Source organism: Streptomyces sp. NPDC046821 (assembly GCF_040645335.1).
Taxonomy (GTDB): domain Bacteria; phylum Actinomycetota; class Actinomycetes; order Streptomycetales; family Streptomycetaceae; genus Streptomyces.
The window spans coordinates 159,462-185,013 of record NZ_JBEYYB010000015.1; the positions used below are offsets into that span (position 1 = coordinate 159,462).

The following is a 25,552-nucleotide window of genomic DNA, read 5'->3' on the forward strand; positions in this document are numbered from 1 at the left end:
TGCCTCCGCAACACGTCTACCGTACGACGGGACGAGGCGCCGGTTCCGGCTGCGTCCAGATTTCGCCCGCCCGGCCCGCGACGACGCGCCCGTCGCGTACGAGCCGGCGGGGTCCGGGCTCGTTGCGCAGGGCGTCCGTGAGTGTCGTGGCCGCCAGGACGACGAAGTCGGCGCGCTCTCCGACACGCAGTTCGCCGTACGGGACTCCGGCGGCCTTGGACGCGTTGTCCGTGACGAGCCGCCATGCCGTATCGATGCCCTTGTCGTCCTCGTCGCCGAGCGGGAACGCGTGCCAGGCGAGGCGCGCGGTGTCGAGCGGGTCGAGGTTGCCGAACGGTTCCCAGTTGTCCTGGAGGTTTCCGGCGCCCGCCGCCACGGTCACCCCGGCGGCGAGCAGCTCGTTCGGCCGTGAGACGCCCCGGTAGGGATAGGAACCGCCGAGGTTGGTGGGGCAGACGGTCACGGCGATCTGCGCCTCGGCGACCTTGTCGATGACACGCCGCGCGGCGTCGTCGGGGTAGGTCTCAAGCGCACCCACGTGGTTGGCGTTGACCATGCCCTGCATGGAATGGGCGATGGTGCGCTCCGCGAGGGGCTCGAGGAGGCGTTCGCTCGGGTCGGTGAAGTAGTCGATGTTGATGTCGATGCCGACGCCGAATCGCTCGGCCAGCTCGAAGACCTGGTCCAGGTGGGTGAGTTGGTCGTCCCAGGACTTTTCGTTGTTGGGCCAGCCGCCGACCCGGTGCGCGCCCGCGGCGAGCGCAGCGGCGACCAGGTCGTACGCACCCGGGTCCTGGACGAGCCCCTCCTGCGGGAACGCCGTCACCCGGAGGTCGACGAGACCGGCGTGTTCCGCGCGCGCCCGCATGACACCTTCGAACGAGGTCAGGCCGGTCACGGTATCGATGTCGGCCTGTCCCGCGACCGTCCCGACGCCCTGCGCCGCGGCCAGTCGCAGGAACGCCCCCGCGCGCTCGGCCACATCGTCCTGCGTAAAGGCGGCCTTGAGGTCGCGTTGCCGCTGCATCAGCTGCGGACGCTCGGTGAGTGTGGCCGGCAGCCCGAGCCTTCTGATCAGGCGGCGGCTGAGTGCCTTGTCGGGGTGACTGTGGGGTTCGACGAAGGGTGGCGCGATCAGGCCGCCGTTCGCCGCGATCCGCTCGCGGGCGTCGAGGCCGGCTCCCGCTTGGGGGCCGATGGCCGCGATGCGTCCGTCGCGCACCACGACGTCGACGGTGCGCGGGCCGGCTTCGGTGAGGTGTGTGGCGTTGTCGACGACAAGGTCGGCGGTCAGATCAGAAGCCGTCACGGTTGATGTCCTTGTAGAGAAGGTAGGAGGCGCGGGTCGATCCGGTCGCGTAGAAGGACTGCGGGCAGTACGGGGCCATGTAGACGAAGTCGTCCGCCGCGACCTCCACGTGGTCGTCGCCGAGGTAGTAGAGGCCCTGCCCCTCGAGCATGTAGAGCCCATGTTCCTGGTGGTGGACCTCGACCATGGTGAAACGTGCCCCGATGTCGAACCGCATGACGTTCATCGCCATGTCGAAGCGTTCGTCGAGGGGCAGCAGCGGCGCGTAGGTGCCGCCGATGGTGTCGTCGGGGATATGCGTGACCTCGTCGACGTGGCCGACGACGGTCTCTGGGTCGGCGACTCCCGGCACACGTTCGTAGCGGCGCTTGACCCACAGGGCGCGTGAGGCGCCGGGCGAGTCGATGTCGAACTCGACACCGTCGGGGAGGAAGACGAAGCCACCGGACTCCAGCTTGTGGGCGCCGGTTTCGGTCCGTACGCGTGCCTGGCCGTCGAGAACGTAGAGGAAGTTCTCGAAGCCGGCGCCGACGGGTCGCACACTCCTGCCCCCGGGTTCGAACTCCAGCAGATACTCACCGAACCGGGCCGGGAGCGCACGCGGGGTGGCGAGTGGTTTGGCGACCACCCCGTGCAGGTGGGGAAGCTCGTTCTCGACGAGGTTGTCCGGGCACATGAGGATGTATGTGCTGCGGACGCGTCCGCGGTTGGCGCTCACGTAGTCGGCGCGGAGCGGCTGGCCTTCCATGGCCAACTCCTTTGATCGGGGCGGGTGTTCATCGCACGCTCGGGTGGGTGTAGCGGCCGTCGGTCAGTACGGCGGTGTCATCGACGTGCACGGTGGGTTGCTCGACCACCATGTCGACGTGGACCGGGGACTCCCAGTCGGCTCCGGTGTATTCGGGGAAGGGGTGTCCGAAGGCGATGTGCACGCCGGGCACGTTCTCGTCGAACAGCAGGTTGCCGGTGATGTGGGGCAGGTCCTGGTTGGTTCCCAGCGCGAGTTCGGCCAGGCGCAGTCCTGACGGGGCTCGGGTGAGGTGGTCGCGCAGTCGTGACGCGAGGTCGGTGTCGGGGTGCCGCAGGTCGATCGCGCGGCCTGCGGCGACCTCGATCAGGAGGGGCTCGTCGAGCAGTCCGGACTCGGCGTTGAACGGGTAGCCGATCACCGAGACGGCCAGCATTCCGTCGCCGGAGAGCGGCGTGCAGAACACCTCGCCCTGGGGCAGCCTGCCGCCCTCTCCTGCGCACTGGTACAGGCCGGTGAACGGTGTCCACGGGCGGGCCGGGTCGCAGGTCAGGGTGAGGTCGGTACCGGTCCGGCTGGTGATGTGGGCCGACCGGCTGCCGCTGAGGAGGTCGCGCACGCCCAGGGTGAATTGCGCGACGCGCGTGTAGTCGACGGCCATCCCGATGCCGAGGCATACGTCGTCCAGGGCGGGCATGTGGGCGTGGCGCGCGCCGAGGCGTTCGAGGTGTGCCCAGAACGTCGGGTCCCAGGCGAGCAGGTCCTGGGGGTCGGCTGCGGCGAACAGGGTGACGGTCGGTTCGTATGCGTCGAGGGCGAGTTGAATCTCCTGCCGGGCCATCGCGTATCCGGCGGCGATGTCAGGGAGGACGGTGACGACGACGGATGCGCCAGTGACGCGCGCCGCGTTGGCGGTGATCTCGGCCAGGCCTCGGGTCCCGCGGTCGGTCAGTACGAGTACCCGGTCGGTGCCCGTGACAGCCAGGCAGATGGTGATCAGCTCGTGGGCGCCGCGCACGGGGTCCAGCCGCGAGACGTCGGGCGCTGGGTCAGGCCCCGATACGTCCCCGTCCTCACCGGCGGTGGTCACGTTCGCCATGCCGCCGCCTCCGACAGCTCCATGAAGCGGCCGGCGCCCCTGGGCACCACGATGTCGCCGTCGATCGCGACGGTCCGGCCGCGCACCACGGTCCGGGCCACCCTCACCCGGCAGGAACGGCCGTCGTAGGGGGACCACCGCTCGACGGTATGTTGCTGGTTCTCGGCGTCGATCTCCCAGGGAGAGTTCAGGTCGAGGAGGGCGAAGTCGGCGTCCATGCCGGGCCGGAGCGAGCCTTTCGAGCCTGCCGCGCCGCAAATGTGTGCCGGTCCGCTGGTCATCAGGGGGACGATCTGTTCCAGCCCGATGCCGCGGCGCAACGCCTCGCCGAGGACGAGTGGGACGTATTCCTGGATGCTCTGGATGCCGAACGGGCAGTTGAAGACGTCGTCGGCGGCGGCGAGCTTGTCGGCGCGGTCGTAGGGGCAGTGGTCGGAGACGATGGCCTGGATGTGGCCTGCCTGGAGCTGTTGCCACAGCCGTTCGACGTGGTGTGCCTCGCGCAGGGGCGGGGCGCACACTCCGAAGCCGCCGATCTGTGGCAGGTCGTCGGCGTCGAGCAGGAGGTGGTGTGCGGTGACTTCGCAGGTGGCGTCGAGGCCGCGCCGACGCGCCTGGGTGACCAGGTCGACGGCCTCGGGTGTGGAGAGGTGCACGAGGTGGACGGCGCAGCCGGTCTGCTGGGCGAGGCGCAGCACGTGGCGTACGGCGGTGACTTCGGTGTCGGGTGGGCGTGCTTCGAGGAGGGCTGCGAGGTCGGTGCGCCCGTCGGCTCGCAGGCGGGCTTCGCCGTCGGCGAGCGCGCCCGGGTCCTCGGCGTGCACGAGGACCTTGGCGCCGAGCCGTGCCGCGGTCGCCATCCCGGTGAGGAGATCCGTCTCTGTGGCGGGCGGGAAGTCCATGTCGTTCTCGGGCAGGAACGCCTTGAAGCCCGGTGCACCCAGGGCATGTTGGCCTTCCATCTCCGCGAGGGACGGTTCGGTCAGGGCGCCCCACAGGCCGAAGTCGACGACGGCTCCGTTCGCGGCCTGGTCGCGTTTGGCGGCGTAGCGGGCGGCGGTCGTGGTCGGCGGATCGGAGAAGGGGTGCTCGACGACGAAGGTGATGCCGCCGGCCGCGGCGCCCCGGGTGCCGGTGTGGAAGTCCTCTTCGAGTGAGATGCCGGGGACGTCGAAGTGGACGTGCAGGTCGATCGCTCCGGGGATGGCATGGAGGCCGGTCGCGTCGATGGTCCGGGTGGCGTCGAACGGTGTGTGGGGCGGGGTGATCGCGTGTACCCGGCCGTCGGCGACCAGGAGGGTGCCCGTGCGTGGGCCGTCGGGGAGCAGGAGGATGCCTCCGGTGACGGCGAGTTCGACGTGCGCGGTCATGGTGCCACCTCGAGGGTGTTCCGTCGGCTCACCACGTGTCCGCGCTTGAGGGTGGTGCGGGAGCCGGGCATGGCCGCAAGCACCGTGCTGCGGTCGGGGGCGTCGAACAGTACGAGGTCGGCGTCCTCGCCGACGGTGATGTCTCCGTCTCGCCCGCCGAGTGCGGCGGATGCCTGTCCGGTGACCAGTTTCCAGGCGGTGTCGAGAGAGCCCTCGTCGTGGAAGCCGGCGCCGAGGAAGGCCATCTGTGCGCGGTCGAGCGGGTCGAGGGTGCCGAGCGCGTACCAGCCGTCGTTCATGTTGTCGCTGCCCGCGGCGACGACGACCCCGGCCTGCATCAGTTCCTGGGGGCGGGAGAGCCCGCGTGGGCCGCCGTCGACCAGGTTGAGGGGCACGACGACGACGCTGATACGGGCCTCTGCGACGGCGGCGACGACTCGTGCGGCGTCGGCATCGTCGTACAGTTCGAGGCCGCAGCAGTGGCTGGCCAGGACGCGGCCCTGGTAGCCGCGGCGCACGGTCTCGGCGGCGACGAACTCGAGCATGGCCTCGTTCGCGTCGATCATGCAGTCCACGTGGATGTCCACGTCTACGTCGAATTGTTCCGCGAGGTCGAACACCTCGCGAACGTGGGCCTGTTGAGCCTGTGTGCCCTCTTCGACATTGGGCCATCCGCCGATCAGGTCGGCGCCGGATTTCAGGGCTTCGACGAGCAGGGACCGAGCCTGCGGGTCCCGGGCGAGACCTTCCTGGGGGAAGGCCACCACCTCGACGTCCATCAGGTGGGCCACCTGTTCGCGGGCGGCGAGGACGCCATGCAGTCCCCTGAGTTCGGCGACGGAGTCGACGTCGACGTTGGCTCGTAGGGTGGTGACACCGTTGCCGGAGGCGAGTCGCAGGGCGCGTGCGGCGCGCTCCGTGACGTCGGCGACGGTGAAACCGGCCTTGATGGCCCTGGCTCGCGCGAAGGGGTCCTGGATGCCGATCGGCGCCAGGCCACGGCTGTACGCCTTGTCCGGGTGGTAGTGCGGTTCGACGAAGGCGCGCGAGACGAGGCCGCCGCCGGCGTCGAGGGTGTCGAGGGCCGGGGCGGGCCGGGCACCGCTCGGTTCGATCGCGGTCACCTTCCCGCCGTGGACGCTGATGTCGACCAGGTCCTCGCGGCCGTGGACGCGGCCTGCGCGGATGAGGAGGTCGGGGGTGTGTGGCATGGGTGGGTCACCACTCCCATTCGTTCGCCGGGACGCGGATGTCGGTCGGGTGGGAGACGATCGCGGCGAGGCCGGCCCGTAGCGCGGTCGTCTGCAGCGAGAGGTCCATGCTGGGCCCGTTGTGTCCGATGCGGGCCACGTGCTCGGGGGTATCGGGCAGGTGGACGAAGCCGCACCGGCTGGGGAGGTCGTGCAGGCCCGCCAGGTGCAGCGCGGTGTACATGACAGCGTTGCAGCCGTGGGTGGAGGCTGAGTTGGAGATCAATGCCGGTACGCCCGCGGCGCGCATGGCCGCGGTCATGGCCTTGATGGGCAGGGTCGAGAGGTAGGCGGCCGGTCCGTCCGGGTAAAGGGGTTCGCCGCACGGGCGCCGTCCGTCCTCGTCGAACTGGAAGTCCTGGACGTTGACGGCGGTCCGTTCGACGGTGACGGTGCTCCGGCCGGAGAAGACGCCGCAGGAGACGACCGCGGCGGGCGGTCCGCCGTTTCGGAGCAGCGGGATCAGGGCTTCTTCGGGGTGTTCCCGCCAGTCCAGGCTGCGTCCGACGACGTGGTGATCGGCGATCACCTCGCCGTCGAGCGCGTGTGCAACGGCGGAGCTGGGGTTGGCGGCGTAGCGGAGTTCGGTCCTGCTCGCCGAGGTGCCGAACGCGCCGTTGCCGGTCACCAGAATCCAGGGCTGGGTCATCGCTCAACTTCCGCAGAGTGGGAACGACAGAACGTCAGACGGAGGTGTAGCCCTCGCTGTGGTCCAGCATCATGGCCCCCAAGGCAGAAAAAAGAAACGTTTCTTTCAATGAAAGAAACGTTCATCTCGACCTATTGACCCCCGAAATCGGCCGGGTGTTAACTGCCGCCCACGACAGCTCCGTGGCGCAGCCGAGAGGGTGGCGACACCCCTGCCCGGATGACTTCTCCGCTGCCCCGCACCCCTCCCCCGTCGATGTCTGCTTCGGGGTCACTCCGATCCCAGCGGAGGTACTTCACTTGAATGCCGTCCCCGCGCCTTCCCGCACCAGCCCCGCCGGCCGGTTCGCCGTCGCGCTGGTCGCCGGAGCGCTGGCCCTCACCGGCTGTGCCGGCTCGCCACAGAAGACCCAAGGCGCAGGTCAACAGGGCGTAAAAATAACCGAGTTGACGCCCAAGGCGTCCGGGCCCGTCGACCGGATCACCTGGGCCGTCTCCGCCGAGCCCGCGTCGTTCGACTGGATCTACAACGCGAGCTTCGAGACCGGCCAGATCATGGCCAACGTGTGTGAGGGGCTGCTGCGTCTCGGCCCCGACATGTCCCTCCAGCCCGCGCTGGCCGCGTCCTACACCAACCCGACGCCGACGACCTGGGTCTACCGCCTGCGCAAGGGGGTGACCTTCCACGACGGCACCCCGCTGACCGCCGACGACGTGGTGTTCAGCCTGAACCGCAACCTCCAGCCCAAGCTGGGTTCCTACTGGTCAGGCGCCTACGAGAACGTCTCCTCCGTGAAGGCCACCGGCCCCTTGGAGGTCACGGTCACCCTCAAGCGGCCGGACTCGCTCTTCAACTCCTACCTGAGCAGCCCCGCCGGGATCGTCGACAGCAAGGCGACGGTGCAGGCCAAGGGCAAGAAGTACGGAACCCCCGACGGCGGCGTCAACTGCGCCGGACCCTTCTCCCTCGCCTCATGGGAGAAGGGCCAGTCGATCACCCTGGCGCGCGACGACCACTACTTCGATCCCGCGCACCGGGCCAAGGCCAAGCAAGTGGTGTTCCGGTTCGTCGATGACCCGGCCGCCGCGGTGAGCGGCATGCTGTCCGGTTCGATCGACGGCAGCTGGTCCCTGCCGCCGTCCTCCCTGGGCCGCCTGTCCTCCAGCGGCAAGGGCAGCGTCTACTACGGCAGGAGCACCCAGGGTTTCAACGCGATCGTCATGAACGACGGCGGGCCGCTGCACGACGTACGCATCCGCCGGGCGCTGTCGATGGCGATCGACCGCAAGGGCATCATCGACGCGGTCATCGGTGGTGCGGGCCAGCCCCAGAGGGCGCCCGCCGTGCCCGGGTCCTGGGGTTACGCGGCGAAGACGTACCAGAAGGCCTGGGACGCCCTGACGGTCACGAAGCACGATGTCGACGCCGCGAAGAAGCTCGTGGGGCAGGCAGGCGCCCCGGCGAAGCCGATCGTTCTCGCGACGACCAGTGCCGAGGCGGAAGTCCCCGTCATCGGGTCGGAGATCCAGTCCGCGGCGAAGAAGATCGGCCTCAAGGTGCAGATCAAGAACCTTCCCGCCGAGCGCTACAACAGCGTCTACACGGACAAGAAGGCCCGCGAGGGCATCGATCTGTATCTGACCAGCTGGGGAACGGACTTCGCCGACCCTCTGCAGATGTACCAGTACTTCAAGACCGGCCACTTCTACAACTTCGCCGGCTTCTCCGACCACGCCTTCGACCGCCTCATCGGCCAGGCGGAGCGGACCGGGGACCCCGGGCGCCGCGCCGGGCTCGTCACCTCCGCGCAGAAGATCGTGGTCGACAAGCTGGTGTGGATCCCGCTCTACGCGCCCTACAACACGCTGTTCCTCAGTAAACGGCTGACGGGCTGCCCGGCCTCGTACATGCAGCTGCACTACCCATGGGCCGCCGACCTGGGAGCGGCGTCATGACCGGAATGCTGTCCCTCCTGGGCCGACGGCTCTCCGGTCTGGTGCTGCTGATGTTCGCGACCTCGTTCCTCGTCTTCAGCGCGATGTACCTGGCGCCGGGCTCCCCGGAGTCGTTCCTCGCGCGGGGCAACTCGGTCACCGCCGACACGCTCCAGGCGATCCGGGACCAGTACCACCTGAGCGACCCCTTCCTGCAGCGGTACGTGTCCTGGCTGGGCTCCTTGCTGCACGGGGACTTCGGCCAGTCGCTGCAGTTCCGCCAGACGGTCGGCGGTCTGATCGCGTCCCGGATCACCACGACCCTCGCCCTGGTCGGCTACGCCTCGCTGCTCATCCTCGTATCCGGCATCGTGATCGGCGTCATCGCGGCGGTGAAACGCGGCACGGTGGACAGCGCGGCGATCATCGCCACCACCGTGGCCATGGGAACGCCCTCCTTCGTGGCGGCGATCGGACTGACATCGCTGTTCGCCATCACCCTGGGCTGGTTCCCGGCGTTCGGGGCCGGGGACGGTTTCCTCGGCCGGATCTGGCACCTCACCTTGCCCGCCGTCACCCTCGCTCTCTCCTCCGCGGCACTGGTGGCTCGGGCGACACGCTCGGCGATGCTCGCCGAGCTCGGCAAGGAGTACATCGAGACCGCCCGGGTGCGCGGCGTACCCGAGCGCCGAATCGTCTGGCGACATGCCTTCCGCAACGCGATGGCACCGGTCGTCACCCTCGCCGGGCTCGTGGTCTCCGGCCTCCTGGTCACCACGACGCTGGTCGAGACGGCGTTCGGACTCAACGGGATGGGGTCACTGCTCGTGCAGTCGGTCAACTCCAAGGACTTCCCGGTCACCCAGGCCATCGTCCTGATCATCGTCGCCGTGTTCGCCCTGTCCAACCTGGTGGTCGACCTGCTCTATCCCCTCATCGACCCGCGGGTGCGCAACCGGGCGGGTGCCTGATGTCTGTCACGGCTCACGCTCCGGCCGGCGCCTCGCTGATCCGGCGCCGGGGACTCCCCCGCCTGCTGCGCGGCGGCACGGCGACGACCCTGTCCATCGGCGTACTGGTTCTGCTCGTCCTGGTCGCGGTGTTCGCGCCCTGGCTCGCCGGGCACGACCCCAACGCCGTATCGCTCACCCAGAGCCTCAAAGGGCCGTCCGCACAACACCTGTTGGGCACCGACCAGTCCGGACGCGACACCCTGTCCCGGCTCATCTGGGGCGCCCGCACCTCACTGCTCGCGCCGCTCGGCGTCGTCGTGGGCGCCACCGTCCTCGGACTGGCGGTCGGCGTGGTGTCCGCGTGGCGCGGCGGCTGGGTCGACGCGCTGCTGTCCCGCGTCATCGAGCTGATCTTCGCCTTCCCCGGCGTGCTGCTGGCCATCCTGCTGGTCGCGGTGCTCAGCGCCGGTCTCGGCTCGACCGTGCCGGCCCTCGCCATCGCATACACCCCATACCTGGCCCGGCTGACCCGTGGCGCCGCCCTCAGCGAACGGCACCGCCCCTACGTCCGGGCCCTGGAACTCCAGGGGTTCTCCGCCGTGAGCATCATCGTGCGGCATGTACTGCCCAACATCGCGCCGCTGGTGCTTGCGCAGGCGTCGCTGTGTTTCGGCTACGCGATGATCGACCTCGCCGGTCTGTCCTTCCTGGGCTTCGGAGTCCAGCCGCCGCAGGCCGACTGGGGCGCCATGATCTCCGAGGGCGAAGTGGCCCTGCTCCAGGGCGCACCGCTGTCAGCACTCGCCCCCGGCGCGCTCATCGTCGCGGCCGTCGTCGCATTCAGTCTCATCGGCGAGTCGGTCGCCGATCGCATCAGGAAGGCGGACCGATGAGTTCCGCGATGCTCGACGTGGCAGAGCTGTCGCTCGCGGTGCCCCATGAACGGGACAGCAGGCCCATCCTCGCGTCCGTGTCCCTGACCTGCGCCCAGGGCGAGATCGTCGGCCTGGTGGGCGAGTCGGGGTCCGGCAAGTCCATGACCCTCCGCACGGCGGTCGGCCTCACACCGGCGAAGGCCGAGGTCAGCGGCCGGGTCCAGGTGTCCGGGCAGGATGTGCTGGGCGTGTCGGCCAAGGAACTCGCCGACCTGCGGGCGCGGAGAGTCGCCATGATCTTCCAGGACCCCCAGGCCCACATCAATCCCTTCCAGCGCATCGGCGCCTTCATGACCGAGGGACTGCGCCTCCACCGGGGCATGTCCCGGGAGCAGGCCCGGCGGACGGCCATCGGACTGCTCGAAGAAGTCCAACTGTCCGATCCCGTACGGCAGATGCGCCGCTACCCCCACGAACTGTCCGGCGGCATGCTCCAGCGTGTGATGATCGCCGCCGCGCTGGCCGGCGAACCGGACCTGTTGCTCGCCGACGAGCCGACGACGGCCCTCGACGTGACCACCCAGGCCGAGATCATGGCCATCCTGCAGCGACTGCGCCGCGAACGCGGACTGTCGATCGTCCTGGTGACACACGACCTCGACCTCGCGGTGTCCACCTGCGACCGCATCCATGTGATGTACGCGGGCTCGATCGTCGAGGTCGCCTCGGCCGAGGAACTCGCCCGGCGGCCGGTCCACCCCTATACCGCCGCGCTGTTCGCCGCCCGGCCCGCACCGGACCGGCCCGAACTCCACGCGGTGGCGGGGCGGCCGCTGGGGCTGTTCGAGGTGCGGGGTGGGTGTGCGTTCGCACCACGGTGTCCGCAGGTGCGGGACTCCTGCCATGACACGGCACCTGAGACACGTGCCGTCGCCGGACATCAGGTGGCGTGCCACCGGGCTTCCGACCTGGCCGTGTCGGATACGGGCCACGGCGCGGGCCGCGAATCACTCGCCGGGACGCCGCTAGAGCCGCCGGGGTCGACAAAGACACCAGAGACGCCGAGCGCACAGGGCACGCCCCAACCCATGACGCCGGAGAAGGGAGAGCTGTCGTGACCGGTACACCTACACCCCCCGTGATGAGGGTCGAGGCGCTCCGCAAGACGTACGACCACGGCAAGGTGGTGGCCGTGGACGACGTCTCCTTCGAGGTGCCCGCCGGCGGATCCCTCGGCATCGTGGGGGAATCGGGCTCCGGCAAGACCACCACCGCCAGACTGATCGTCGGGCTTGAACAGGCGGACTCCGGCCGGGTGTTCTTCGACGGCGAGGAGACGGTCCCGGGCGCCGGGCGGCGATCGCGCAGGCGGCGCGCCCGCATCGTGCAACTCGTCTTCCAGGATCCCTACCAGAGCCTGGACCCGCGTCAGACCGCGGCCGACGCCATCGACGAGATCCTGCGCCTCCACTCCGGTCTGGACGGCACCGGCCGCGTCCGGCGGCGGGTCGAACTGCTCGAACAGGTCGGCCTCGGTACCCGTGAGGCAGCGGCCCTGCCGCGTGAACTCTCGGGCGGACAACGCCAACGCGTCGCCATCGCGCGGGCGCTCGCCACCGAACCGCGGCTCCTCGTACTCGACGAGGCCGTCGCCGCCCTGGACGTGTCCATCCAGGCCCAGATCCTCAACCTGCTGGCCCAGATCCGCCGCAACACCAAGGTCGCGCTCGTGTTCGTGAGCCATGACCTGGAAGTCGTGCGATGGGTCGCCGACGAGGTCGTCGTCATGTTCCGCGGCGCGGTGGTCGAACGCGGCCGCACCGCCGAGGTGCTCCACGAGCCCCAACACCCGTACACGAAGCTGCTGTTGTCGAGCGTCCCGCGCCTGGGCTGGGACCCCGCCCATGTCTCCACCTCGCGACGCGACTTCCTCGCCACTCTGTGACCCTCCGCCTCCTGACCGGGGCGCTGCTGGAGGAAAAACCATGCCCGCTCGACCGCGTACCCGCCGCACGGCCCTCGTCGCCCTGGCCGCCTGCACGGCCCTGACCCTCTCCGCCTGCGGCGGAGGAGCGAACGCCGGAAACCCAGCCGCCGGCGCACCTCAACTCACGCGCTCCCTGCCACCGGCCACCGGCGACATCCACACCCTCAATTGGGCGCTCTATGCCGAGCCGTCCTCGCTGGACCCCCTCTACAGCAATGACTTCCCGCCGTTGGAAGTCCTGGCCAACGTCTGCGAGAGCCTCCTCAAGATCAACCCTGACTTCTCGTTCCAGCCGTCACTCGCCGCTTCCTGGAAGAACCCCGACCCGCGCACCTGGGTGTACCGGATCCGCGACGGGGTGAAACTGCACAGCGGCTCCCGGCTGACCGCCGAGGACGTCGCCTACAGCCTGGGACGCAACCTCGACAAGAAGCTCGGTTCCTACTACGGCGCCGTCTACCAGAACGTCGAGTCGATCAAGGCCACCGGCGCACTGGAGGTCACCGTCCGGCTGAAGAAGCCGGACGCGCTGTTCAACCAGGCGATGGCGACAGCGGCAGGGCGCATCATGGGCAAGGCCGCGTCCGAGAAGGCCGGCAAGAAACTGGGCCGCCCCACCGGAGGCGTCGACTGCACCGGCCCCTTCGCACTCGCCCACTGGGCGACCGGAAAGTCCATCACCCTCAACCGCTTCGACGGCTACTGGAACACGAAGCACCGGGCACGGGCCGAGAAGGTCCAGTTCGAGTTCATCCGGGACCCCGCCGCACGCGTCACCGCGATGCTCTCCGGGGAACTCGACGGCTCCTGGTTCGTCCCCGCGCCCGGCTACGCGAAGCTGCGGAACACGGACCAGGGGAAGCTCTCCTTCGGCCGCTCCGGCGGAAGTTACGTCGCCATGGTCACCGACCTCAAGGGGCCGCTGGCCGACGTCAGGATCCGCCGGGCGCTCTCCATGGCGATCGACCGACGGGGAATCATAGAGGCCGCCGCCTCGAACGCGGCCGAACCGCTCAAGGCCCCTGCGGCACCTGGCACTTGGGGATACGACCAGGGGAAACTGAAGCAGGCCTACGCGGCACTGCCCGAACCCGGCGGTTCGCCGAGCCAGGCCAAGAAGCTCGTCAAGGAAGCGGGCGCACCGAACAAACCCATCGTCATCGCGGTTACCAGCTCACAGTCGGAGATGCCGGTCATCGGCACGGAGATCAAACGTGCCGCCGAGTCGATCGGCCTCAAAGCCACCATCAAGACGCTGCCGGCCGACAACTACAACGCCCTGTACAGCGACGCGAAGGCCCGCAAAGGCATCGACCTGCTCTTCTCGCTCTGGCAGCCCGACTACCCGGACCCGACGCAGATCTACCAGTACCTGCAGTCCGGCAACACGTTCAACTTCGCCCAGTGGTCCGACCCGACCTTCGACCGGCTCATCAACGAGGCCGGAGCCACCACGGACACCACCCGACGTGCTCAACTCGTCGCCCAGGCACAGAAGATCGCCGTCGACCAGAACATCTGGATACCTCTGTACGCCCCGTTCAACCCCGTCTACCTCAAGAAGGGGCTGACCGGAGCACCCACCACGTCGGTACAACTCAGCTACCCCTGGGCCGCGGACATCGGCACCGGCCCCGCCAGCTGACCCGCCTCGCAGCAGCACGTGGGTGCGGTTGCCGGGACAGGGCGTACTCGTCCCGCGTCAACCGCGCCCACGGCACAGTCACACCTCTACATCTGCTGTGTCATACGTCGACCTGCTCGAAGATGTGCGGGTACGACACGATGTCGTCGGGGGACTCGGCAGCCATGCGCTGGAACTCCGGGCTGCCGAACGCCGCGGCGAGAGCCTCGGTCGACTCCCAGACCGCGACGTTCATCAGAAGCTGACTGTCCGCCGTTCCCTGGTGCATCTGCAGGGAGACGAATCCCGGCTGAGCCTTCATGAACTCCGCCTGCCTCCGGAAGAGGCTCAGGAACGCTTCGGTCCTCTCCTTCGGAACGAAGAAGGTGTTGGCCAGGACGATGGGCCCGGTCTTCTCCTTGAACTGCGCGAACATCGGCGTATTCGGGTCGAGACTCTGCAGCTTGGCCATTTTCGGGTACTTCCTCTCGCTAATGGGTCCTTGCTCAGACGAGGGCGGCGGCCAGGAAGGCGAAGGCGGCGATGATGACGGCGACGCGGACGTAGTGGTAGCGGTCCCAGCGGTTCATCTGCTCCTTCCAGTCGGCTGGCCGGTTCTCGGGGGTCCAGGTCTTGCCCTGGTTGTTGATCGGGACGAGCAGCAGGATCGACATGATCACGCTGACCATCAGCAGCGCGCCGGCGGTGACGGCGAGGCCGGCGCCGGGGCGGTGCCATCCGGCGATGGCCCAGACCGCGACGAGGACGACCGAGGTGATGTACCAGACCGGCATCACAGCGCCGAGCATCCGGCCTCCGTGGGCGCGGGCGAGTTGGTCGGCGTCCTCGGGGAGTGCGTTGAAGATCCGGTTCATGACGAAGGCGACGGAGAACTCCACCCCCACCATCACGCCGACGACCACGGTGGTGAACACCTCGAGTGCGTTGAGCATGATGACCCCTCCTGGGATCTAGCGCTGCTAGCTGATGATGCAACGCTAGACCTGCTGCCGCTCTTTTGTCTAGCGGTGCTAGGATCGAATCATGTCGGTACAGGAACGCAAGCAGCGCGAGCGGGCGGAGCGCGAACGCCTCATCGTGGCGACGGCCCGCGAACTCGCCGAGCAGCAGGGCTGGGACGCGGTCACCACCCGCCGCCTCGCCGAGCGCATCGAATACAGCCAGCCCGTCCTCTACAGCCACTTCCGGGGCAAGCGCGAGATCATCGGCGCGGTCGCCCTCGAAGGCGCCACCGAGATGGCCGTGGCGGTACGTGCCGCGGCCGCCGGCGCGGACGGCCCGCGCGAGCGGGTCGCCGCCCTCGCCCGCGCCTACCTCGACTTCGCCGTACGCAACCCTGCGGTCTACGACGCCCTGTTCCAGCTCGACGGAGGCCTGGCGTACGCGCAGGAGGACACCCCCGAGCCGCTGAAGGACGCCTTCGCCGCCCTGCTGGAGAACCTCGCCGAGGTCGCCGGGGACGGCGTCCACCCGGGGCTGTTCACCGAGACGTTCTGGGCGGCCCTGCACGGACTGGCCACCCTGACCCGGGCGCGACGCCTCCCACCGGAGGACACCGAACGCAGGGTGAAGCTACTGGTGGACCGGCTCCCCGTGGTCTGACTCACCGGCCCGGCGGGCACGCAGGCGGGGCCCGGCCGCTAAGGCACCGGCCCTTAACAGCCCCGAGGGCGACGCCCTAGTCGCCCCGGTAACGGTCCCGGATCTCCGGGAGTTCTCGGAAGCCCGCCGCCTTGTACGTGGCCACGGCGCCGACATTGGAACTCGGCGTGCACACCATCGCGCTCGACGAGCCCAGTTCCTGGAGCGCCGCCGCTGCGGCCACGGTGATCGCCTCGCCGTAGCCGCGGCGGCGATGTTCCCGGTGCACGCCCATCGGCTCCAGCAACCCCGGCCTGCCCGGACCGGCCGACCACACGGTCACCCCCGCCACGGCGCAGCCCCGATCGTCGTACGCCAGCAGACACCGGGCATCGGCAAACGGCAACCCCGCAGCCATCGCATCCCAGCGCTCGCGGGTGAACGGCGAGCCGTCGAACGCCGACCGGTGCATGGCGACAGACTCATGCGCCCGCTCCGGCCCCACCACCTCGATCCGCACGCCCAAGTCGCCCACCGGATCAGCCAGTTCGCGACAGAGCGGCGTCCAGGGCTCATCGGTCAGCCAGCCGCGCCTGGACAGGAAATCGTCGACAAGTGCCCCCGCCGACGCATCAATGTTCGCCTCGCCCTCAGGCAACACGCCCCGCTCGGGCCGAGCGGCATCCTCAACCACCTGCTGCGCAAGCTCTTCGTCAAGCAGCGCATCCGGCGCGATCGCCAGCCGCAGCAGCCTTGGACCGTCGAGCAGCCCGACGGCGAGAATCCGTCCGTCCCGCCGCCACGTCCTGATCGCTGCCGCCGCAGCCCGCGCACCCGACCGCCAGAACCACCCCACATCCCCCGGATGCAGCTGCATCGGCGCCCCGGCGCACTGCCACTGACGCAGCACACCTACGACCTCGCCCAGCCCGTCGACGCCCGGCACGCTCAGCATCATCGCCATACCTCCAGTTGCCCACGTACCCATGCGGGATCGGGGTTGGTGTGCGCTCGGCCCGCCACTATGACCGTCGGAACCGTCTCGTTGCCGCCGTTGGCCTCCCTGACCAATGCGGCCCCAGCCGGGTCGCGCCAGATGTCGACCCAGTGCAACTGGTGGGCGTTATTGCCCAGCCTGATGCGGAGCCTCTGGCAGTACTTGCAACCCGGGCGCCAGAAAACGATCGGCCGACCGTCGACCGCGCTGCGGCGTTGCGCCTCCTGTACACCGATCGACCGCGGGAAGAGCAGAGGTGAATTCATGAACGCAAGCAGCCCGAATGCTGTCAGCAGCGCTGCGGCTGTTCCAAAGCCTCCGCTGAGGAACAGCATCGTCGCGCCGAGGGAGCCACAGAGCAGGAGCAGTCCCGGCAGAATCCAAGCTCGCATCATGGTTGCGCAGCCTATCTATGGGTCAAGGCGCCGCGGTCAGGCCGGTTTGCGCCACACGGAAATGTGCTTCGCCGAGTCCTGTGCGAACGGCGTTCCGTCCCAGTCGGCGACTCTGCGTTCCAGTTCGAGGCCGGCGATGCGTGCCATCAGGTCGAGTTCCGCCGGCCAGGCGTACCGGTGGCGGGAGTTGTCGCGTCGGTAGCGGCCGTCGTCGCCGTCGCGGGTGAGGTGGTGCGAGACGAGGATCTGCTCGACCAGGTCGAAGGTGTCGAAGCCGATATGCCGGTCGGAGACGTCGAACGGCACCGCGACCTGGCCCGGCGGCAGGAACCGCAGCGGCGGCACACCCAGCTCGATGGCGAATCGGCCACCCGGCGCCAGATGGCGTGCCGCGTTGCGGAAGCACTCGACCTGCTCGTCCTGGGTGAGCAGATTCGAGATGGTGTTGTAGACGAGATAGACCAGGGTGAATTCGCCGGGGGCGACCGTGGTGGCCATGTCCCCCAGGATCACCGGCAGCGTGGCCTCGTCCACCTTGCGTCGCAGCACCGCTGCCATGTGCTCGGACAGTTCGATGCCCACCACCGGTACGCCGCGTTCACGCAGTGGGACACCCACTCGTCCGGTCCCGATGGCGAATTCCAACGCCCGGCCTTCTCCGGCGAGTTGTGCCAGGAAGTCGAGGGTCGGTTCGAGAACAGCAGCCGAGAACATTTCCGCATCCTCGGCGTCGTAGCGGTCGGCGTTCGCGCGGGTCCACAGTTCGCTGCTTGTCACGGGAGTCCACTTTGCCGCGTTGCCCGGTGCACTGTCGACGCATTTATCGTCCGCCTCCCCCCGACAGCACCACGTCAGGGTCAGTGGTTCCGCAGGGCGGTGAGGGTGTCGTTGAGATTGGTGCGGTCGGTGCGGTTGTACGGGAGCTTCCCGAGCAACGTGGCCATGGCGCAGCTGTTGGAGAGTGCGGAGTAGACGAGCCCGGCGGCGACGCCCGCCGAGATGAGCTGGAACGCCGGGTGGATCAACAGGCCGATGAGCAGTCCCAGCAGGACGAACGAGCCTGCGGTGAGCCGGACTTGGCGGTCCATGGCCCACTTCGGCGCCTCGGTGGATGCCGGGCGGTGCAGTTCTTCGCCCGCCGATTCCCACGCGGTGGTGCCGCCTTCGAGAGAGGCACACGGTATGCCCTCTCCGGCCAGCGCGGCGCTTGCGTTCTGCGAACGGGTGCCGGACGCGCAGACCACGAGCAGGTCACCCCGGTCGGCCACCTCACGGAGTGTGGGCAGAGCGTGTTCGAGCGCGTCGAGGGGGATGTTGTGGGCGCCGGGCAGGTGTCCGCCGGCGTATTCACCAGGGGTGCGGACGTCGATGACGACGAAGGTGTGCAGGCGTTCGCGGACGGCGCCGGCGGTGAGCGTCGCGTTCATGGGTGTGTTCTCAATTTCTGGTCGGAGTGGTCTGAAAAGGCCGAAAAGACCTCAGACAAGGCTGTCGACGAGCATGAAGGCGGCCACTGCCAGCAGCACGTAGGCGAAGACCTGCTGCAGGCGGTTGCCGGAGATCTTCGCGGCGAGGCGTTTGCCGTCCCAGGCGCCGAGGATCGCGGCGGCGGTGAAGGGCGCGATGACGGCCCAGTCGAGGCCGTGGGCGGTCCCGGTGCGAGTGGCCAGCGCGGCAAGGGAGTTGATGACGATGACCAGCAGGCTGGCGCCGACGGCGGCCTTCATGCGGAGGCCGAGTACGCCGACGAGTGCCGGTACGGCGAGGAACCCTCCGCCGACTCCGAGCACCCCGGTGACAGCGCCGAGCCCGGCTCCGGCGCCCGCCGCCCTGCCCGGCCGCACGGGACCGTCGGACGCGGGACGGCCGGGGCGGAGCATTCGCCAGGCCGCCAAGCCGGCGATCACCGAGAACGCGACGGTGAGCACGGTGTCCGGGAGGCGCCCGGCGACAAGGCCGCCGAGCATGGCCGGGACTATGCCGGCCGCCGCGAACAACAGCCCCGCCCGCCACTGCACGTTGCCGTCCCGGGCGTGGGCGATCAGCGAGCTCAGGGACGTCGCCGCGACGATGATCAGGCTCGCGGTGGTTGCGGCCACCGGGCTGAAGCCGAGCAGGTAGATCAGTGCGGGCACGGCCAGGACGCTGCCGCCCCCACCGAGTCCGCCCAGCGCCAGGCCGACCACCGCTCCGGCCACCAACGCGAGGATGAGCACGCTCATATGACGGTTCCCGCCGCCCCGGCAGCGCTCTGGACGGGCAGCCCCTGGCCGGCCCACGCCTTCATGCCGCCGGTGACGTCGACCGCGTCCCAGCCCTGCTCACGGAGCAGACGCGCCGCCCGCTGGGAACGCTGACCGGAACGGCAGATCAGTACGAGACGCGAGTCGGCGTACACGCCGGGCACCTTCGCGCCGGACGTCAGCCGGGACAGCGGCAGATGCCGGGCGCCGGGGATGTGCCCGGCCTGCCATTCGTCGGCTTCTCGCACGTCCAGCAGAACGGCGGTGCCGTCCCGGAACCTGCGGTGCGCCTCCGCGACGCCGAGGCGCCCGGGACGGGAGATGAATCTACGGAAGAAGGGCATGACGCGGCTCCTTTTGGGGTCGGTCGAGGCTCAGGTGGTGTCGGTCGAGGCTCACATGGCGTGGATTGAGGCTCAGGCGGCGGTACGCAGGTTCAGCCCGGCGGCCGCGGCCCGGTCGAATCCGTCGTCCACGGCGACCACGTCACGCCCTGCCGCGTCAAGGAGCGAGGCCGCTATAGCAGCCCGCATACCGCCCGCGCAGTGCACCCACACCTCCCCGGCAGGCACCTCGTCGATCCGCTTGTGCAGCGTGTGTACGGGAATGTGGACCGAGCCCTCGATGTGCGCGCCCGCCCGCTCCGAGTCACGGCGTACGTCCAGGACCACCGGCGGCTCCTGCGCCCGGGAAAGCTCGGCGGCGAGGTCGGCGAAGGCCGCTCGGCGGAACGAGGCCGGGGCGTCCCCGGGGCGCAGCCAGCCGGACGGGTCACCGATCGCGGCGGCTGCGGGGCGGTCGATGCCGACCCGCACCAACTCGCGCTGGGCTTCGGCGAGTTGCTGGGGCGTATCGGCCAGCAGGGTGACGGGCTTGCCCCACGGGATCATCCAGGCGAGGTAGGTGGCGATCTTTCCGTCGGCCTCGAAGTTGAACGATCCGGCGACATGGCCCTGGGCGAAGGCGACGCGGTTGCGCAGGTCCACGACCCACTCCCCGGCCGCGAGCCGGGCCGCGATCTCGTCGGCGTCCGCGCGCTGTGGGGCGGTCAGGTCGACGGGGTCGGGGCCGGCGGAGTTGGCCGGGCCCATGTGCGCGTAGTAGGCGGGGACGTCTTCCAGGCCTGCCAGGAGTTCGGCGACGAACGAGTCGACGTCCTGCGCCAGCGCCGAGTTCACGGTCTTCTCCCGGCCGATGGTGCTCGCGTCCCCGTCGGCCTGTCCGGAGGAACAGAAGCTGCCGAACCCGTGGGTGGGCAGGACCGAGGTGTCGTCGGGCAGCTCGGCGGCCAGCCGGTGCGCGGAGGCGTGCTGGGCGCGGGCGAGGCGTTCCGTGAGGCGGGGTTCGACCAGGTCGGGACGGCCCACGGTGCCCAGGAGCAGGGAACCGCCGGTGAACGCGGCGACCGGCTTCCCGCCCTCCTCCAGGACGTACGCGGTGTGGTGCGGGGTGTGACCGGGGGTGGCCAGGGCCCGGACGGAAAGTTCTTCGTCGACCTCGATCACGTCGCCGTCGCTGACGGGGACGCGGGCGAAGGAGACCTGGGCGGCGGCCGGGACCAGGTAGGCGGCGCCGGTGAGCCGGGCCAGTTCCAGGCCGCCGGTCACGTAGTCGTTGTGGATGTGCGTCTCCACCACGTGGGTGATGCGCACGCCGCGCCGCGCGGCCGCCGCGATCACCTGGTCGATGTCACGGGGCGGGTCCACCGCCACCGCGGTGCGGGCGCCTCCGGCCAGGTAGTGCCGGTTACCCAGGCCCTCGATCTCGATGGTGTCGACGAAGAACACGTGCCGCTCACTTCCTCAGAGTCCCGAATGGATACCCCCCCGGGTATTGATTCCACCGTAACAGATTACCCCCGGGGGTATACTGGAATGAGAATTGCCCGAATTCATACAGCCCCGGGAAGGAAGATCGTGACTTACGACCGGAGTGTGCGCGTCCAGGCCGACTTCCCCCGCACCGTCACCGCCGCCCGGCAGGCACTCGCCGCGCAGGGTTTCGGCGTGCTCACCGAGATCGACATGTCCGCGACCCTCAAGGCCAAGATCGGCCGGGAGATGGAGGACTACCTGATCCTGGGAGTCTGCAACCCGCAGCTGGCGGACCGAGCCCTCGACGCCGACCGCAGCATCGGACTCCTGCTCCCGTGCAACGTGGTGATCCGCGCGGACGGCGCGCACACGTTGGTGCAGGCCATCGACCCCGCGAGCATGGTCACACTGACCGGCCTGGACACCATGGCTCCGGTCGCGGATGAAGCCACCCATAGACTGGACAACGCGCTCGCCCAACTCGCCGAGGAGCTCAACGGATGAACCCGACCCTGCCGAACCCGGCCCCCGAAACCACCGAGGCCGCGACGGTCGAGGCCGAGGCCGCCTCCCGTGCGGTGCTCAACCGTCTGCGCCGCGCGCAGGGGCAGCTGGCCGGGGTCATCACCATGGTCGAGGAAGGCCGCGACTGCCGGGACGTGGTCACACAGCTCGCCGCCGTCAGCCGCGCCCTTGACCGGGCCGGCTTCAAGATCATCGCCGGACGTATGCGCGAGTGCCTGACCGCTCCCGAGGACGGCGGCACCCCCTCCATGAACGAGGCGGAACTCGAGAAGCTGTTCCTCACCCTGGCCTGACCCCCGCATACGAGGAGCCCCGCCCGCATCAGCGGTGCGGGGCTCTTTCTTGAGCGCTCCGTGATCTACGCGTTTGAGCACTCCGTGATCTATGCCTTTGAGCGCATCATGATCTACGCGTGTCATGTGCGCCACGCGAGGGAGGGTGTCCGCCGGAAACCTCAGATCTCGCGCAAATCTTGCGATGTCTCGTTGCTGACCTGCCGTAACGCTGCGAGTGTTTCGGCCGTTCGCCCCTCAACGCAGGTCACCGGAGGCTCCCTTGGCTGTCCGTCGTACCCTTGTCGTCGCCGCGTCCGCGGCAGCGCTCTTGTTGCCCGTAATGGCACCCAGCAGCGCACTCGGAGCGCCCGCCCCGTCGGACGGCGGCGGTTCAGGATTGCGTCCACCCGCCAAGCAGCCCGTCGCCGTCGGCAGCGGAGGCGCGGTCTCCAGCGTGAACCCGTACGCGTCCCAGGCCGGCCTGGACGTGCTGCGCCACGGAGGCAACGCCGTCGACGCCGCGGTGGCCACGGCGGCCGCGCTCGGCGTGGTCGAGCCCTACTCGGCGGGCATCGGTGGCGGCGGATACTTCGTGTCGTACAACGCCGCGACGCATACCGTGCACACCATCGACGGCCGCGAGACCGCGCCCGCCCACATGAACTCGGACGCGTTCGTCGACCCCGCGACCAAGAAGCCCATCCCGTTCGACGAGGCGGTCAACTCCGGTCTGTCCGTGGGCATTCCGGGTACCCCCGCGACGTGGGACAAGGCGCTCAAGGACTGGGGGACTGTCTCGCTGGCGTCGGCGCTGCGGCCGGCCACCCGGCTCGCCGCCGACGGGTTCGTCGTCAACGGCGAGTTCCGCGCGCAGACCTCGATGAACGAGAAGCGCTTCCGCGACTTCACCTCCACCTCGGACCTGTTCCTGCCCGGCGGAAAGCTTCCCGTGGTCGGCACCCGCTTCCGTAACCCGGACCTCGCGCGGACGTATCGCACGCTCGCCGGCGAAGGCGTGGGCGCGATGTACCGCGGTGGCATCGGGCGTGATGTGGTGCGGACCGTGCAGCATCCGCCGGTGGCAGCCGGATCGAAGAGCGTGGTCCGCCCCGGCCTGATGGAGACGTCCGACCTGGCCGGCTACCAGGCCCTGCGCCGTTCCCCCACCCACGTCACGCACGACGGCCTCGACGTCTACTCGATGGCGCCGTCCTCGTCCGGCGGAACGACCGTCGGTGAGGCGCTGAACATCCTCGAGAACTTCCACCTGTCGAAGGCCGACCGGGTGCAGGCGCTCCACCACTACCTGGAGGCCAGCCGGATCGCCTTCGCGGACCGGAACCGCTGGGTCGGCGACCCCGCCTTCTCGGACGTGCCCACTCAGGATCTCCTGTCGAAGGACTTCGCCAAGCAGCGCGCCTGCCTGATCAAGCCCGACTCCGCGCTCACCAGCCCGCTGGCCCCGGCCGACCCGCGCCACCCGGGTTCGGGCTGCACCAAGGGCACTGGTACTCAAGAGCCGTACGAGGGTCCCTCGACCACGCACCTGGTGACCGCGGACCGCTGGGGCAACGTCGTCTCCTACACCCTCACCATCGAGCAGACCGGCGGTTCGGCCATCACCGTGCCCGGGCGAGGGTTCCTGCTGAACAACGAGCTCACCGACTTCGACTTCATGCCTCTGACGGAGGGTGTGCCGGACCCGAACCTGCCCGGCCCCGGCAAGCGTCCCCGCAGCAGCATGTCGCCGACGATCGTGCTCCAGGACGGCAAGCCGCGCATGGCCGTCGGTTCCCCCGGCGGCGCCACGATCATCACCACCGTGCTGCAGACCCTGGTCAACCGGCTCGACCTCGGCATGAGCCTGCCCGAGGCCGTCGCCGCTCCGCGCATCTCCCAGCGGAACCGGACGACGACCGAGGCCGAGCCCGCGTTCCTCGACTCACCGGAACGCCCGGCCCTCGAGCGCCTGGGACACCAATTCGTCCTGGCCCCACAGGCGTTCACCCCCTCTCCGGAGATCGGGGCGGCGACCGCGCTGGAGTTCCTGCCCGACGGCAGGCTCGAAGCGGTGGCCGAGCCGAAGCGCCGTGGCGGTGGCTCCGCCATGGTCGTACGCGAGAACCGCTGACCGGTACTGTGCCGCCCTGCTCATGTCTCTGTGAGCAGGGCGGCACGCGTCTCGCCTCATGTCTCTGTGAGCAGGGCGGCACGCGTCTCGCTGATCGTCCGTGACGGGCTACAGGTCCTTGCAGATCCCCCGGGCCTCGCTCAGGTCCTTCTTCACCTGCGCGTCGAAGGCGAAGACCCGGGCGTGGCGGTCCTGAGAACGGCGGATGGCCTGGGCGAGCGGCTGGTATTTGGGGTCCCCGGCGGCGGCCGAGGCGGAGAGTGCTCCCGCAGCCGCGTACCGGTTGAGGGCGATCTCGCCGTCCGGCCCCCTCGTGACGTACTTCGACTCGTCGAATCCGTCGAGCGCCTGGCACGCGGCACGGGCGTCGCCCACGGCCGTGGTTCCCTCAGCGGCGGCGCTGCCGCTGCCGCCGGTGAGGGACCAGGCCAGTGCCACTCCCCCGCCGCCGACCACGAGCCCCAGCAACAGCGAGACGACCACGGCCGTCGTACGGTTTCGGGCGGGCGGGGGCGCCACCGGAGCGGCTGCCTGGGCGGGGGCGGAGTACGGCTGCTGTGGTTCCATGCGGCCAAGATAGGTGCGCGGGGCTGCCGGAGCGAGGCCGCGCGAGCCAGGTGTGGTCAGGTGTAGCGAGATGTGGTCAGGGCGGTGTGCTCCTCACCTGCCCTCCACGTCAGTTCCAGTTGCAGATGCCGAGCGGGCTCATGGCTCTCACCCAGGACACGTCGGGGCGCCAGGATTCGACGTCCCAGGACGGCCCGCCGAGGTTGCCGCCGGGGACCGGGAGGTCGTACGTGGCGTGGCAGGCGAGTTGCTTGTACATCGACGACTTCTGCGAGTCCGTCAGGCCGTTCGGGTAGGGGACGTTCTGCCAGGTCTCGTTCCACAGCTTCTTGAAGTTCAGGCCGGCGGCGGTGAAGCCGAGGTCCGTGGGATACACGCTGGTCTCGATGTCGCCGTTCGCCGCGTTGAAGGAGACCTGGGTCCTCTTCACCCAGTCGGACGTCGAGGCGGCCTGGTAGCCGACGCATTCGCCCGTGCAGACCTCATGGCCCTTGCCCTGCCCTGCGCTCCAGAACAGGGCCGTGCCGTTCGTGGAGAAGTACTGGACCTTCCCCTTGATGTCGCTGTCCGGCTGCTCGTCGGTCGTCGGATAGCCGAACGCCCCGCTCTCCCAGCCGTATTGACCCCACAGGTGTCCGATCTTCCCCCATACCGGGTGCGCACCGTGGGACAGCGTCGGGTGCCAGTACATCGTGCCGCCCTCGAACTGCTGGCGCCTGCCCTGCCCGTCCTGGTTGGTCAGCTCGTCGGAGACGGGGTAACCGAGTGCCCCCGCCTCCCATCCGAGCGAGCCCCACTTGTCCCGGATGACGCCCCACACCGGGTGGGCCCCGGTCGACGCCGTCCAGTAGATCGAGCCGCCGGTGAAGGTGTTGTACTTGCCGCGCCCGTCCGGAGTGGACAGCTCATCGCTCGTCGGGCACCCCAGCGGGGAGGTCTCTCCGCCCATTTGCTGGTACTTCTTCAGGATCTCGCCGCCCACTCGGTGGCCGCAGATGTCGGCAGGCGGGTCGTCCGCGAAAGCCGGTGACACCTGGACTGTCAGGGCGACGATCGCGGATGCGAGTGCGACGACCGCGCCTCTGAACCTGTTGAACCTGGCTGTCCGCCTGGGCCGTAACCGATGCGATGTCTCTGTTCGGGACGTCCTCTGTCGAGTCACGGCGGTCACCGTAGCGACTGGGCCGACAAGTCTCCAGACTTCG

27 protein-coding genes are annotated in these 25,552 nt (G+C 69.3%); 10 read left to right on the forward strand and 17 right to left on the reverse strand.

The genetic code is table 11. From position 1 onward, the window contains the following. Positions 1 to 16: 16 nt before the first annotated feature. Genes ABZ893_RS29440 through ABZ893_RS29465 form a run of 6 tightly spaced genes read right to left on the reverse strand, consistent with a single transcriptional unit; the run spans position 17 to position 6,425 of the window. Complete coding sequence (locus ABZ893_RS29440; RefSeq protein ID WP_361409552.1) at positions 17 to 1,309, reverse strand: amidohydrolase family protein; 1,293 nt, start codon at positions 1,307 to 1,309, stop codon at positions 17 to 19. Then, positions 1,296 to 2,057, reverse strand: coding sequence for a (S)-ureidoglycine aminohydrolase (gene allE / locus ABZ893_RS29445; RefSeq protein ID WP_361409555.1), 762 nt, complete (start codon positions 2,055 to 2,057; stop codon positions 1,296 to 1,298). Before allE ends, ABZ893_RS29440 begins: the two co-directional genes overlap by 14 nt. Positions 2,058 to 2,085: 28 nt before the next feature. Continuing rightward, positions 2,086 to 3,156, reverse strand: a complete 1,071-nt coding sequence (locus ABZ893_RS29450) for an aminopeptidase (RefSeq protein WP_361409558.1) — start codon at positions 3,154 to 3,156, stop codon at positions 2,086 to 2,088. Then, a complete protein-coding gene (gene allB, locus ABZ893_RS29455; protein ID WP_361409561.1) occupies positions 3,144 to 4,526 on the reverse strand; it encodes an allantoinase AllB in 1,383 nt (460 codons plus the stop codon). The genes ABZ893_RS29450 and allB overlap by 13 nt, the downstream gene beginning before the upstream one ends. Further along, positions 4,523 to 5,737, reverse strand: coding sequence for an amidohydrolase family protein (locus ABZ893_RS29460; RefSeq protein WP_361409564.1), 1,215 nt, complete (start codon positions 5,735 to 5,737; stop codon positions 4,523 to 4,525). Before ABZ893_RS29460 ends, allB begins: the two co-directional genes overlap by 4 nt. Before the next feature lie 7 nt (positions 5,738 to 5,744). Beyond that, positions 5,745 to 6,425 (reverse strand): pyroglutamyl-peptidase I, encoded by a 681-nt coding sequence (locus ABZ893_RS29465; protein WP_361409567.1) that lies wholly within the window; start codon positions 6,423 to 6,425, stop codon positions 5,745 to 5,747. Between the two features lie 299 nt (positions 6,426 to 6,724). Here ABZ893_RS29465 and ABZ893_RS29470 point away from each other — a divergent pair, with 299 nt between their 5' ends. The 6 genes from ABZ893_RS29470 to ABZ893_RS29495 are packed head-to-tail and all read left to right on the forward strand — an operon-like array spanning position 6,725 to position 13,819. Beyond that, positions 6,725 to 8,380 carry an ABC transporter substrate-binding protein gene (locus ABZ893_RS29470; protein WP_361409570.1) on the forward strand — a complete coding sequence of 552 codons (1,656 nt, stop codon included), beginning with the start codon at positions 6,725 to 6,727 and terminating at the stop codon, positions 8,378 to 8,380. Then, positions 8,377 to 9,330 carry an ABC transporter permease gene (locus tag ABZ893_RS29475; protein WP_361409573.1) on the forward strand — a complete coding sequence of 318 codons (954 nt, stop codon included), beginning with the start codon at positions 8,377 to 8,379 and terminating at the stop codon, positions 9,328 to 9,330. The genes ABZ893_RS29470 and ABZ893_RS29475 overlap by 4 nt, the downstream gene beginning before the upstream one ends. Then, positions 9,330 to 10,205 carry an ABC transporter permease gene (locus ABZ893_RS29480; protein WP_361409576.1) on the forward strand — a complete coding sequence of 292 codons (876 nt, stop codon included), beginning with the start codon at positions 9,330 to 9,332 and terminating at the stop codon, positions 10,203 to 10,205. The genes ABZ893_RS29475 and ABZ893_RS29480 overlap by 1 nt, the downstream gene beginning before the upstream one ends. Then, positions 10,202 to 11,305: an ABC transporter ATP-binding protein gene (locus ABZ893_RS29485; protein WP_361409579.1), complete on the forward strand. Its 1,104-nt coding sequence runs from the start codon at positions 10,202 to 10,204 to the stop codon at positions 11,303 to 11,305. Before ABZ893_RS29480 ends, ABZ893_RS29485 begins: the two co-directional genes overlap by 4 nt. Positions 11,306 to 11,328: 23 nt before the next feature. Continuing rightward, positions 11,329 to 12,132, forward strand: coding sequence for an ATP-binding cassette domain-containing protein (locus ABZ893_RS29490; protein ID WP_361409718.1), 804 nt, complete (start codon positions 11,329 to 11,331; stop codon positions 12,130 to 12,132). Between the two features lie 40 nt (positions 12,133 to 12,172). Further along, positions 12,173 to 13,819: an ABC transporter substrate-binding protein gene (locus ABZ893_RS29495; RefSeq protein WP_361409582.1), complete on the forward strand. Its 1,647-nt coding sequence runs from the start codon at positions 12,173 to 12,175 to the stop codon at positions 13,817 to 13,819. A gap of 100 nt (positions 13,820 to 13,919) precedes the next feature. Here the strand turns inward: ABZ893_RS29495 and ABZ893_RS29500 are convergent, their stop codons facing one another. Both ABZ893_RS29500 and ABZ893_RS29505 read right to left on the reverse strand, forming a co-directional pair. Next, a complete protein-coding gene (locus tag ABZ893_RS29500) occupies positions 13,920 to 14,270 on the reverse strand; it encodes an antibiotic biosynthesis monooxygenase family protein (RefSeq protein WP_361409585.1) in 351 nt (116 codons plus the stop codon). Positions 14,271 to 14,304: 34 nt separating this feature from the next. Beyond that, positions 14,305 to 14,751 (reverse strand): DUF1772 domain-containing protein, encoded by a 447-nt coding sequence (locus ABZ893_RS29505; RefSeq protein ID WP_361409588.1) that lies wholly within the window; start codon positions 14,749 to 14,751, stop codon positions 14,305 to 14,307. 91 nt (positions 14,752 to 14,842) lie between these two features. Here ABZ893_RS29505 and ABZ893_RS29510 point away from each other — a divergent pair, with 91 nt between their 5' ends. Continuing rightward, positions 14,843 to 15,421, forward strand: a complete 579-nt coding sequence (locus tag ABZ893_RS29510) for a TetR/AcrR family transcriptional regulator (RefSeq protein WP_361409591.1) — start codon at positions 14,843 to 14,845, stop codon at positions 15,419 to 15,421. Between the two features lie 76 nt (positions 15,422 to 15,497). Here the strand turns inward: ABZ893_RS29510 and ABZ893_RS29515 are convergent, their stop codons facing one another. From ABZ893_RS29515 to ABZ893_RS29545, 7 genes are all read right to left on the reverse strand, one after another. Continuing rightward, on the reverse strand, positions 15,498 to 16,364 hold the full coding sequence (locus tag ABZ893_RS29515; protein WP_361409594.1) for a GNAT family N-acetyltransferase: 867 nt from the start codon (positions 16,362 to 16,364) through the stop codon (positions 15,498 to 15,500). Continuing rightward, a complete protein-coding gene (locus ABZ893_RS29520) occupies positions 16,355 to 16,792 on the reverse strand; it encodes a glutaredoxin domain-containing protein (RefSeq protein WP_361409597.1) in 438 nt (145 codons plus the stop codon). The genes ABZ893_RS29515 and ABZ893_RS29520 overlap by 10 nt, the downstream gene beginning before the upstream one ends. 36 nt (positions 16,793 to 16,828) lie before the next feature. After that, positions 16,829 to 17,569, reverse strand: coding sequence for a class I SAM-dependent methyltransferase (locus tag ABZ893_RS29525; protein WP_361409600.1), 741 nt, complete (start codon positions 17,567 to 17,569; stop codon positions 16,829 to 16,831). Positions 17,570 to 17,649: 80 nt separating this feature from the next. After that, on the reverse strand, positions 17,650 to 18,219 hold the full coding sequence (locus ABZ893_RS29530) for a rhodanese-like domain-containing protein (RefSeq protein ID WP_361409603.1): 570 nt from the start codon (positions 18,217 to 18,219) through the stop codon (positions 17,650 to 17,652). Positions 18,220 to 18,270: 51 nt separating this feature from the next. Beyond that, the gene (locus tag ABZ893_RS29535; RefSeq protein WP_361409606.1) at positions 18,271 to 19,014 is read right to left on the reverse strand and encodes a sulfite exporter TauE/SafE family protein; all 744 of its coding nucleotides are present in this window, start codon (positions 19,012 to 19,014) and stop codon (positions 18,271 to 18,273) included. Then, positions 19,011 to 19,379, reverse strand: coding sequence for a rhodanese-like domain-containing protein (locus ABZ893_RS29540; protein WP_361409609.1), 369 nt, complete (start codon positions 19,377 to 19,379; stop codon positions 19,011 to 19,013). Before ABZ893_RS29540 ends, ABZ893_RS29535 begins: the two co-directional genes overlap by 4 nt. 72 nt (positions 19,380 to 19,451) lie before the next feature. Then, positions 19,452 to 20,822 (reverse strand): MBL fold metallo-hydrolase, encoded by a 1,371-nt coding sequence (locus tag ABZ893_RS29545; protein WP_361409612.1) that lies wholly within the window; start codon positions 20,820 to 20,822, stop codon positions 19,452 to 19,454. Between the two features lie 129 nt (positions 20,823 to 20,951). On the opposite strand from ABZ893_RS29545, the gene ABZ893_RS29550 reads away from it, so the two are divergent. From ABZ893_RS29550 to ggt, 3 genes are all read left to right on the forward strand, one after another. After that, the gene (locus ABZ893_RS29550; RefSeq protein ID WP_361409615.1) at positions 20,952 to 21,353 is read left to right on the forward strand and encodes a DUF302 domain-containing protein; all 402 of its coding nucleotides are present in this window, start codon (positions 20,952 to 20,954) and stop codon (positions 21,351 to 21,353) included. After that, on the forward strand, positions 21,350 to 21,667 hold the full coding sequence (locus tag ABZ893_RS29555; RefSeq protein ID WP_361409618.1) for a metal-sensitive transcriptional regulator: 318 nt from the start codon (positions 21,350 to 21,352) through the stop codon (positions 21,665 to 21,667). The genes ABZ893_RS29550 and ABZ893_RS29555 overlap by 4 nt, the downstream gene beginning before the upstream one ends. A gap of 322 nt (positions 21,668 to 21,989) precedes the next feature. Next, positions 21,990 to 23,780: a gamma-glutamyltransferase gene (gene ggt, locus ABZ893_RS29560; RefSeq protein WP_361409619.1), complete on the forward strand. Its 1,791-nt coding sequence runs from the start codon at positions 21,990 to 21,992 to the stop codon at positions 23,778 to 23,780. Positions 23,781 to 23,888: 108 nt separating this feature from the next. On the opposite strand, the gene ABZ893_RS29565 is transcribed toward ggt, so the two are convergent. Together ABZ893_RS29565 and ABZ893_RS29570 are read right to left on the reverse strand one after the other, a co-directional pair. Beyond that, positions 23,889 to 24,347 (reverse strand): hypothetical protein, encoded by a 459-nt coding sequence (locus ABZ893_RS29565; RefSeq protein WP_361409621.1) that lies wholly within the window; start codon positions 24,345 to 24,347, stop codon positions 23,889 to 23,891. A 109-nt stretch (positions 24,348 to 24,456) separates the two neighbouring features. Next, the gene (locus ABZ893_RS29570; protein ID WP_361409622.1) at positions 24,457 to 25,380 is read right to left on the reverse strand and encodes a DUF2599 domain-containing protein; all 924 of its coding nucleotides are present in this window, start codon (positions 25,378 to 25,380) and stop codon (positions 24,457 to 24,459) included. Positions 25,381 to 25,552 lie beyond the last annotated feature (172 nt).

Coding starts and splice junctions, on each gene's coding strand:
- allE (WP_361409555.1), bottom strand. CDS start 2,057: ATGGAAGGCCAGCCGCTCCGCGCCGACTACGTGAGCGCCAACCGCGGA.
- ABZ893_RS29450 (WP_361409558.1), bottom strand. CDS start 3,156: ATGGCGAACGTGACCACCGCCGGTGAGGACGGGGACGTATCGGGGCCT.
- allB (WP_361409561.1), bottom strand. CDS start 4,526: ATGACCGCGCACGTCGAACTCGCCGTCACCGGAGGCATCCTCCTGCTC.
- ABZ893_RS29460 (WP_361409564.1), bottom strand. CDS start 5,737: ATGCCACACACCCCCGACCTCCTCATCCGCGCAGGCCGCGTCCACGGC.
- ABZ893_RS29465 (WP_361409567.1), bottom strand. CDS start 6,425: ATGACCCAGCCCTGGATTCTGGTGACCGGCAACGGCGCGTTCGGCACC.
- ABZ893_RS29475 (WP_361409573.1), top strand. CDS start 8,377: ATGACCGGAATGCTGTCCCTCCTGGGCCGACGGCTCTCCGGTCTGGTG.
- ABZ893_RS29480 (WP_361409576.1), top strand. CDS start 9,330: ATGTCTGTCACGGCTCACGCTCCGGCCGGCGCCTCGCTGATCCGGCGC.
- ABZ893_RS29485 (WP_361409579.1), top strand. CDS start 10,202: ATGAGTTCCGCGATGCTCGACGTGGCAGAGCTGTCGCTCGCGGTGCCC.
- ABZ893_RS29490 (WP_361409718.1), top strand. CDS start 11,329: ATGAGGGTCGAGGCGCTCCGCAAGACGTACGACCACGGCAAGGTGGTG.
- ABZ893_RS29495 (WP_361409582.1), top strand. CDS start 12,173: ATGCCCGCTCGACCGCGTACCCGCCGCACGGCCCTCGTCGCCCTGGCC.
- ABZ893_RS29500 (WP_361409585.1), bottom strand. CDS start 14,270: ATGGCCAAGCTGCAGAGTCTCGACCCGAATACGCCGATGTTCGCGCAG.
- ABZ893_RS29505 (WP_361409588.1), bottom strand. CDS start 14,751: ATGCTCAACGCACTCGAGGTGTTCACCACCGTGGTCGTCGGCGTGATG.
- ABZ893_RS29510 (WP_361409591.1), top strand. CDS start 14,843: ATGTCGGTACAGGAACGCAAGCAGCGCGAGCGGGCGGAGCGCGAACGC.
- ABZ893_RS29515 (WP_361409594.1), bottom strand. CDS start 16,364: ATGGCGATGATGCTGAGCGTGCCGGGCGTCGACGGGCTGGGCGAGGTC.
- ABZ893_RS29520 (WP_361409597.1), bottom strand. CDS start 16,792: ATGATGCGAGCTTGGATTCTGCCGGGACTGCTCCTGCTCTGTGGCTCC.
- ABZ893_RS29530 (WP_361409603.1), bottom strand. CDS start 18,219: ATGAACGCGACGCTCACCGCCGGCGCCGTCCGCGAACGCCTGCACACC.
- ABZ893_RS29535 (WP_361409606.1), bottom strand. CDS start 19,014: ATGAGCGTGCTCATCCTCGCGTTGGTGGCCGGAGCGGTGGTCGGCCTG.
- ABZ893_RS29540 (WP_361409609.1), bottom strand. CDS start 19,379: ATGCCCTTCTTCCGTAGATTCATCTCCCGTCCCGGGCGCCTCGGCGTC.
- ABZ893_RS29555 (WP_361409618.1), top strand. CDS start 21,350: ATGAACCCGACCCTGCCGAACCCGGCCCCCGAAACCACCGAGGCCGCG.
- ggt (WP_361409619.1), top strand. CDS start 21,990: ATGGCACCCAGCAGCGCACTCGGAGCGCCCGCCCCGTCGGACGGCGGC.
- ABZ893_RS29565 (WP_361409621.1), bottom strand. CDS start 24,347: ATGGAACCACAGCAGCCGTACTCCGCCCCCGCCCAGGCAGCCGCTCCG.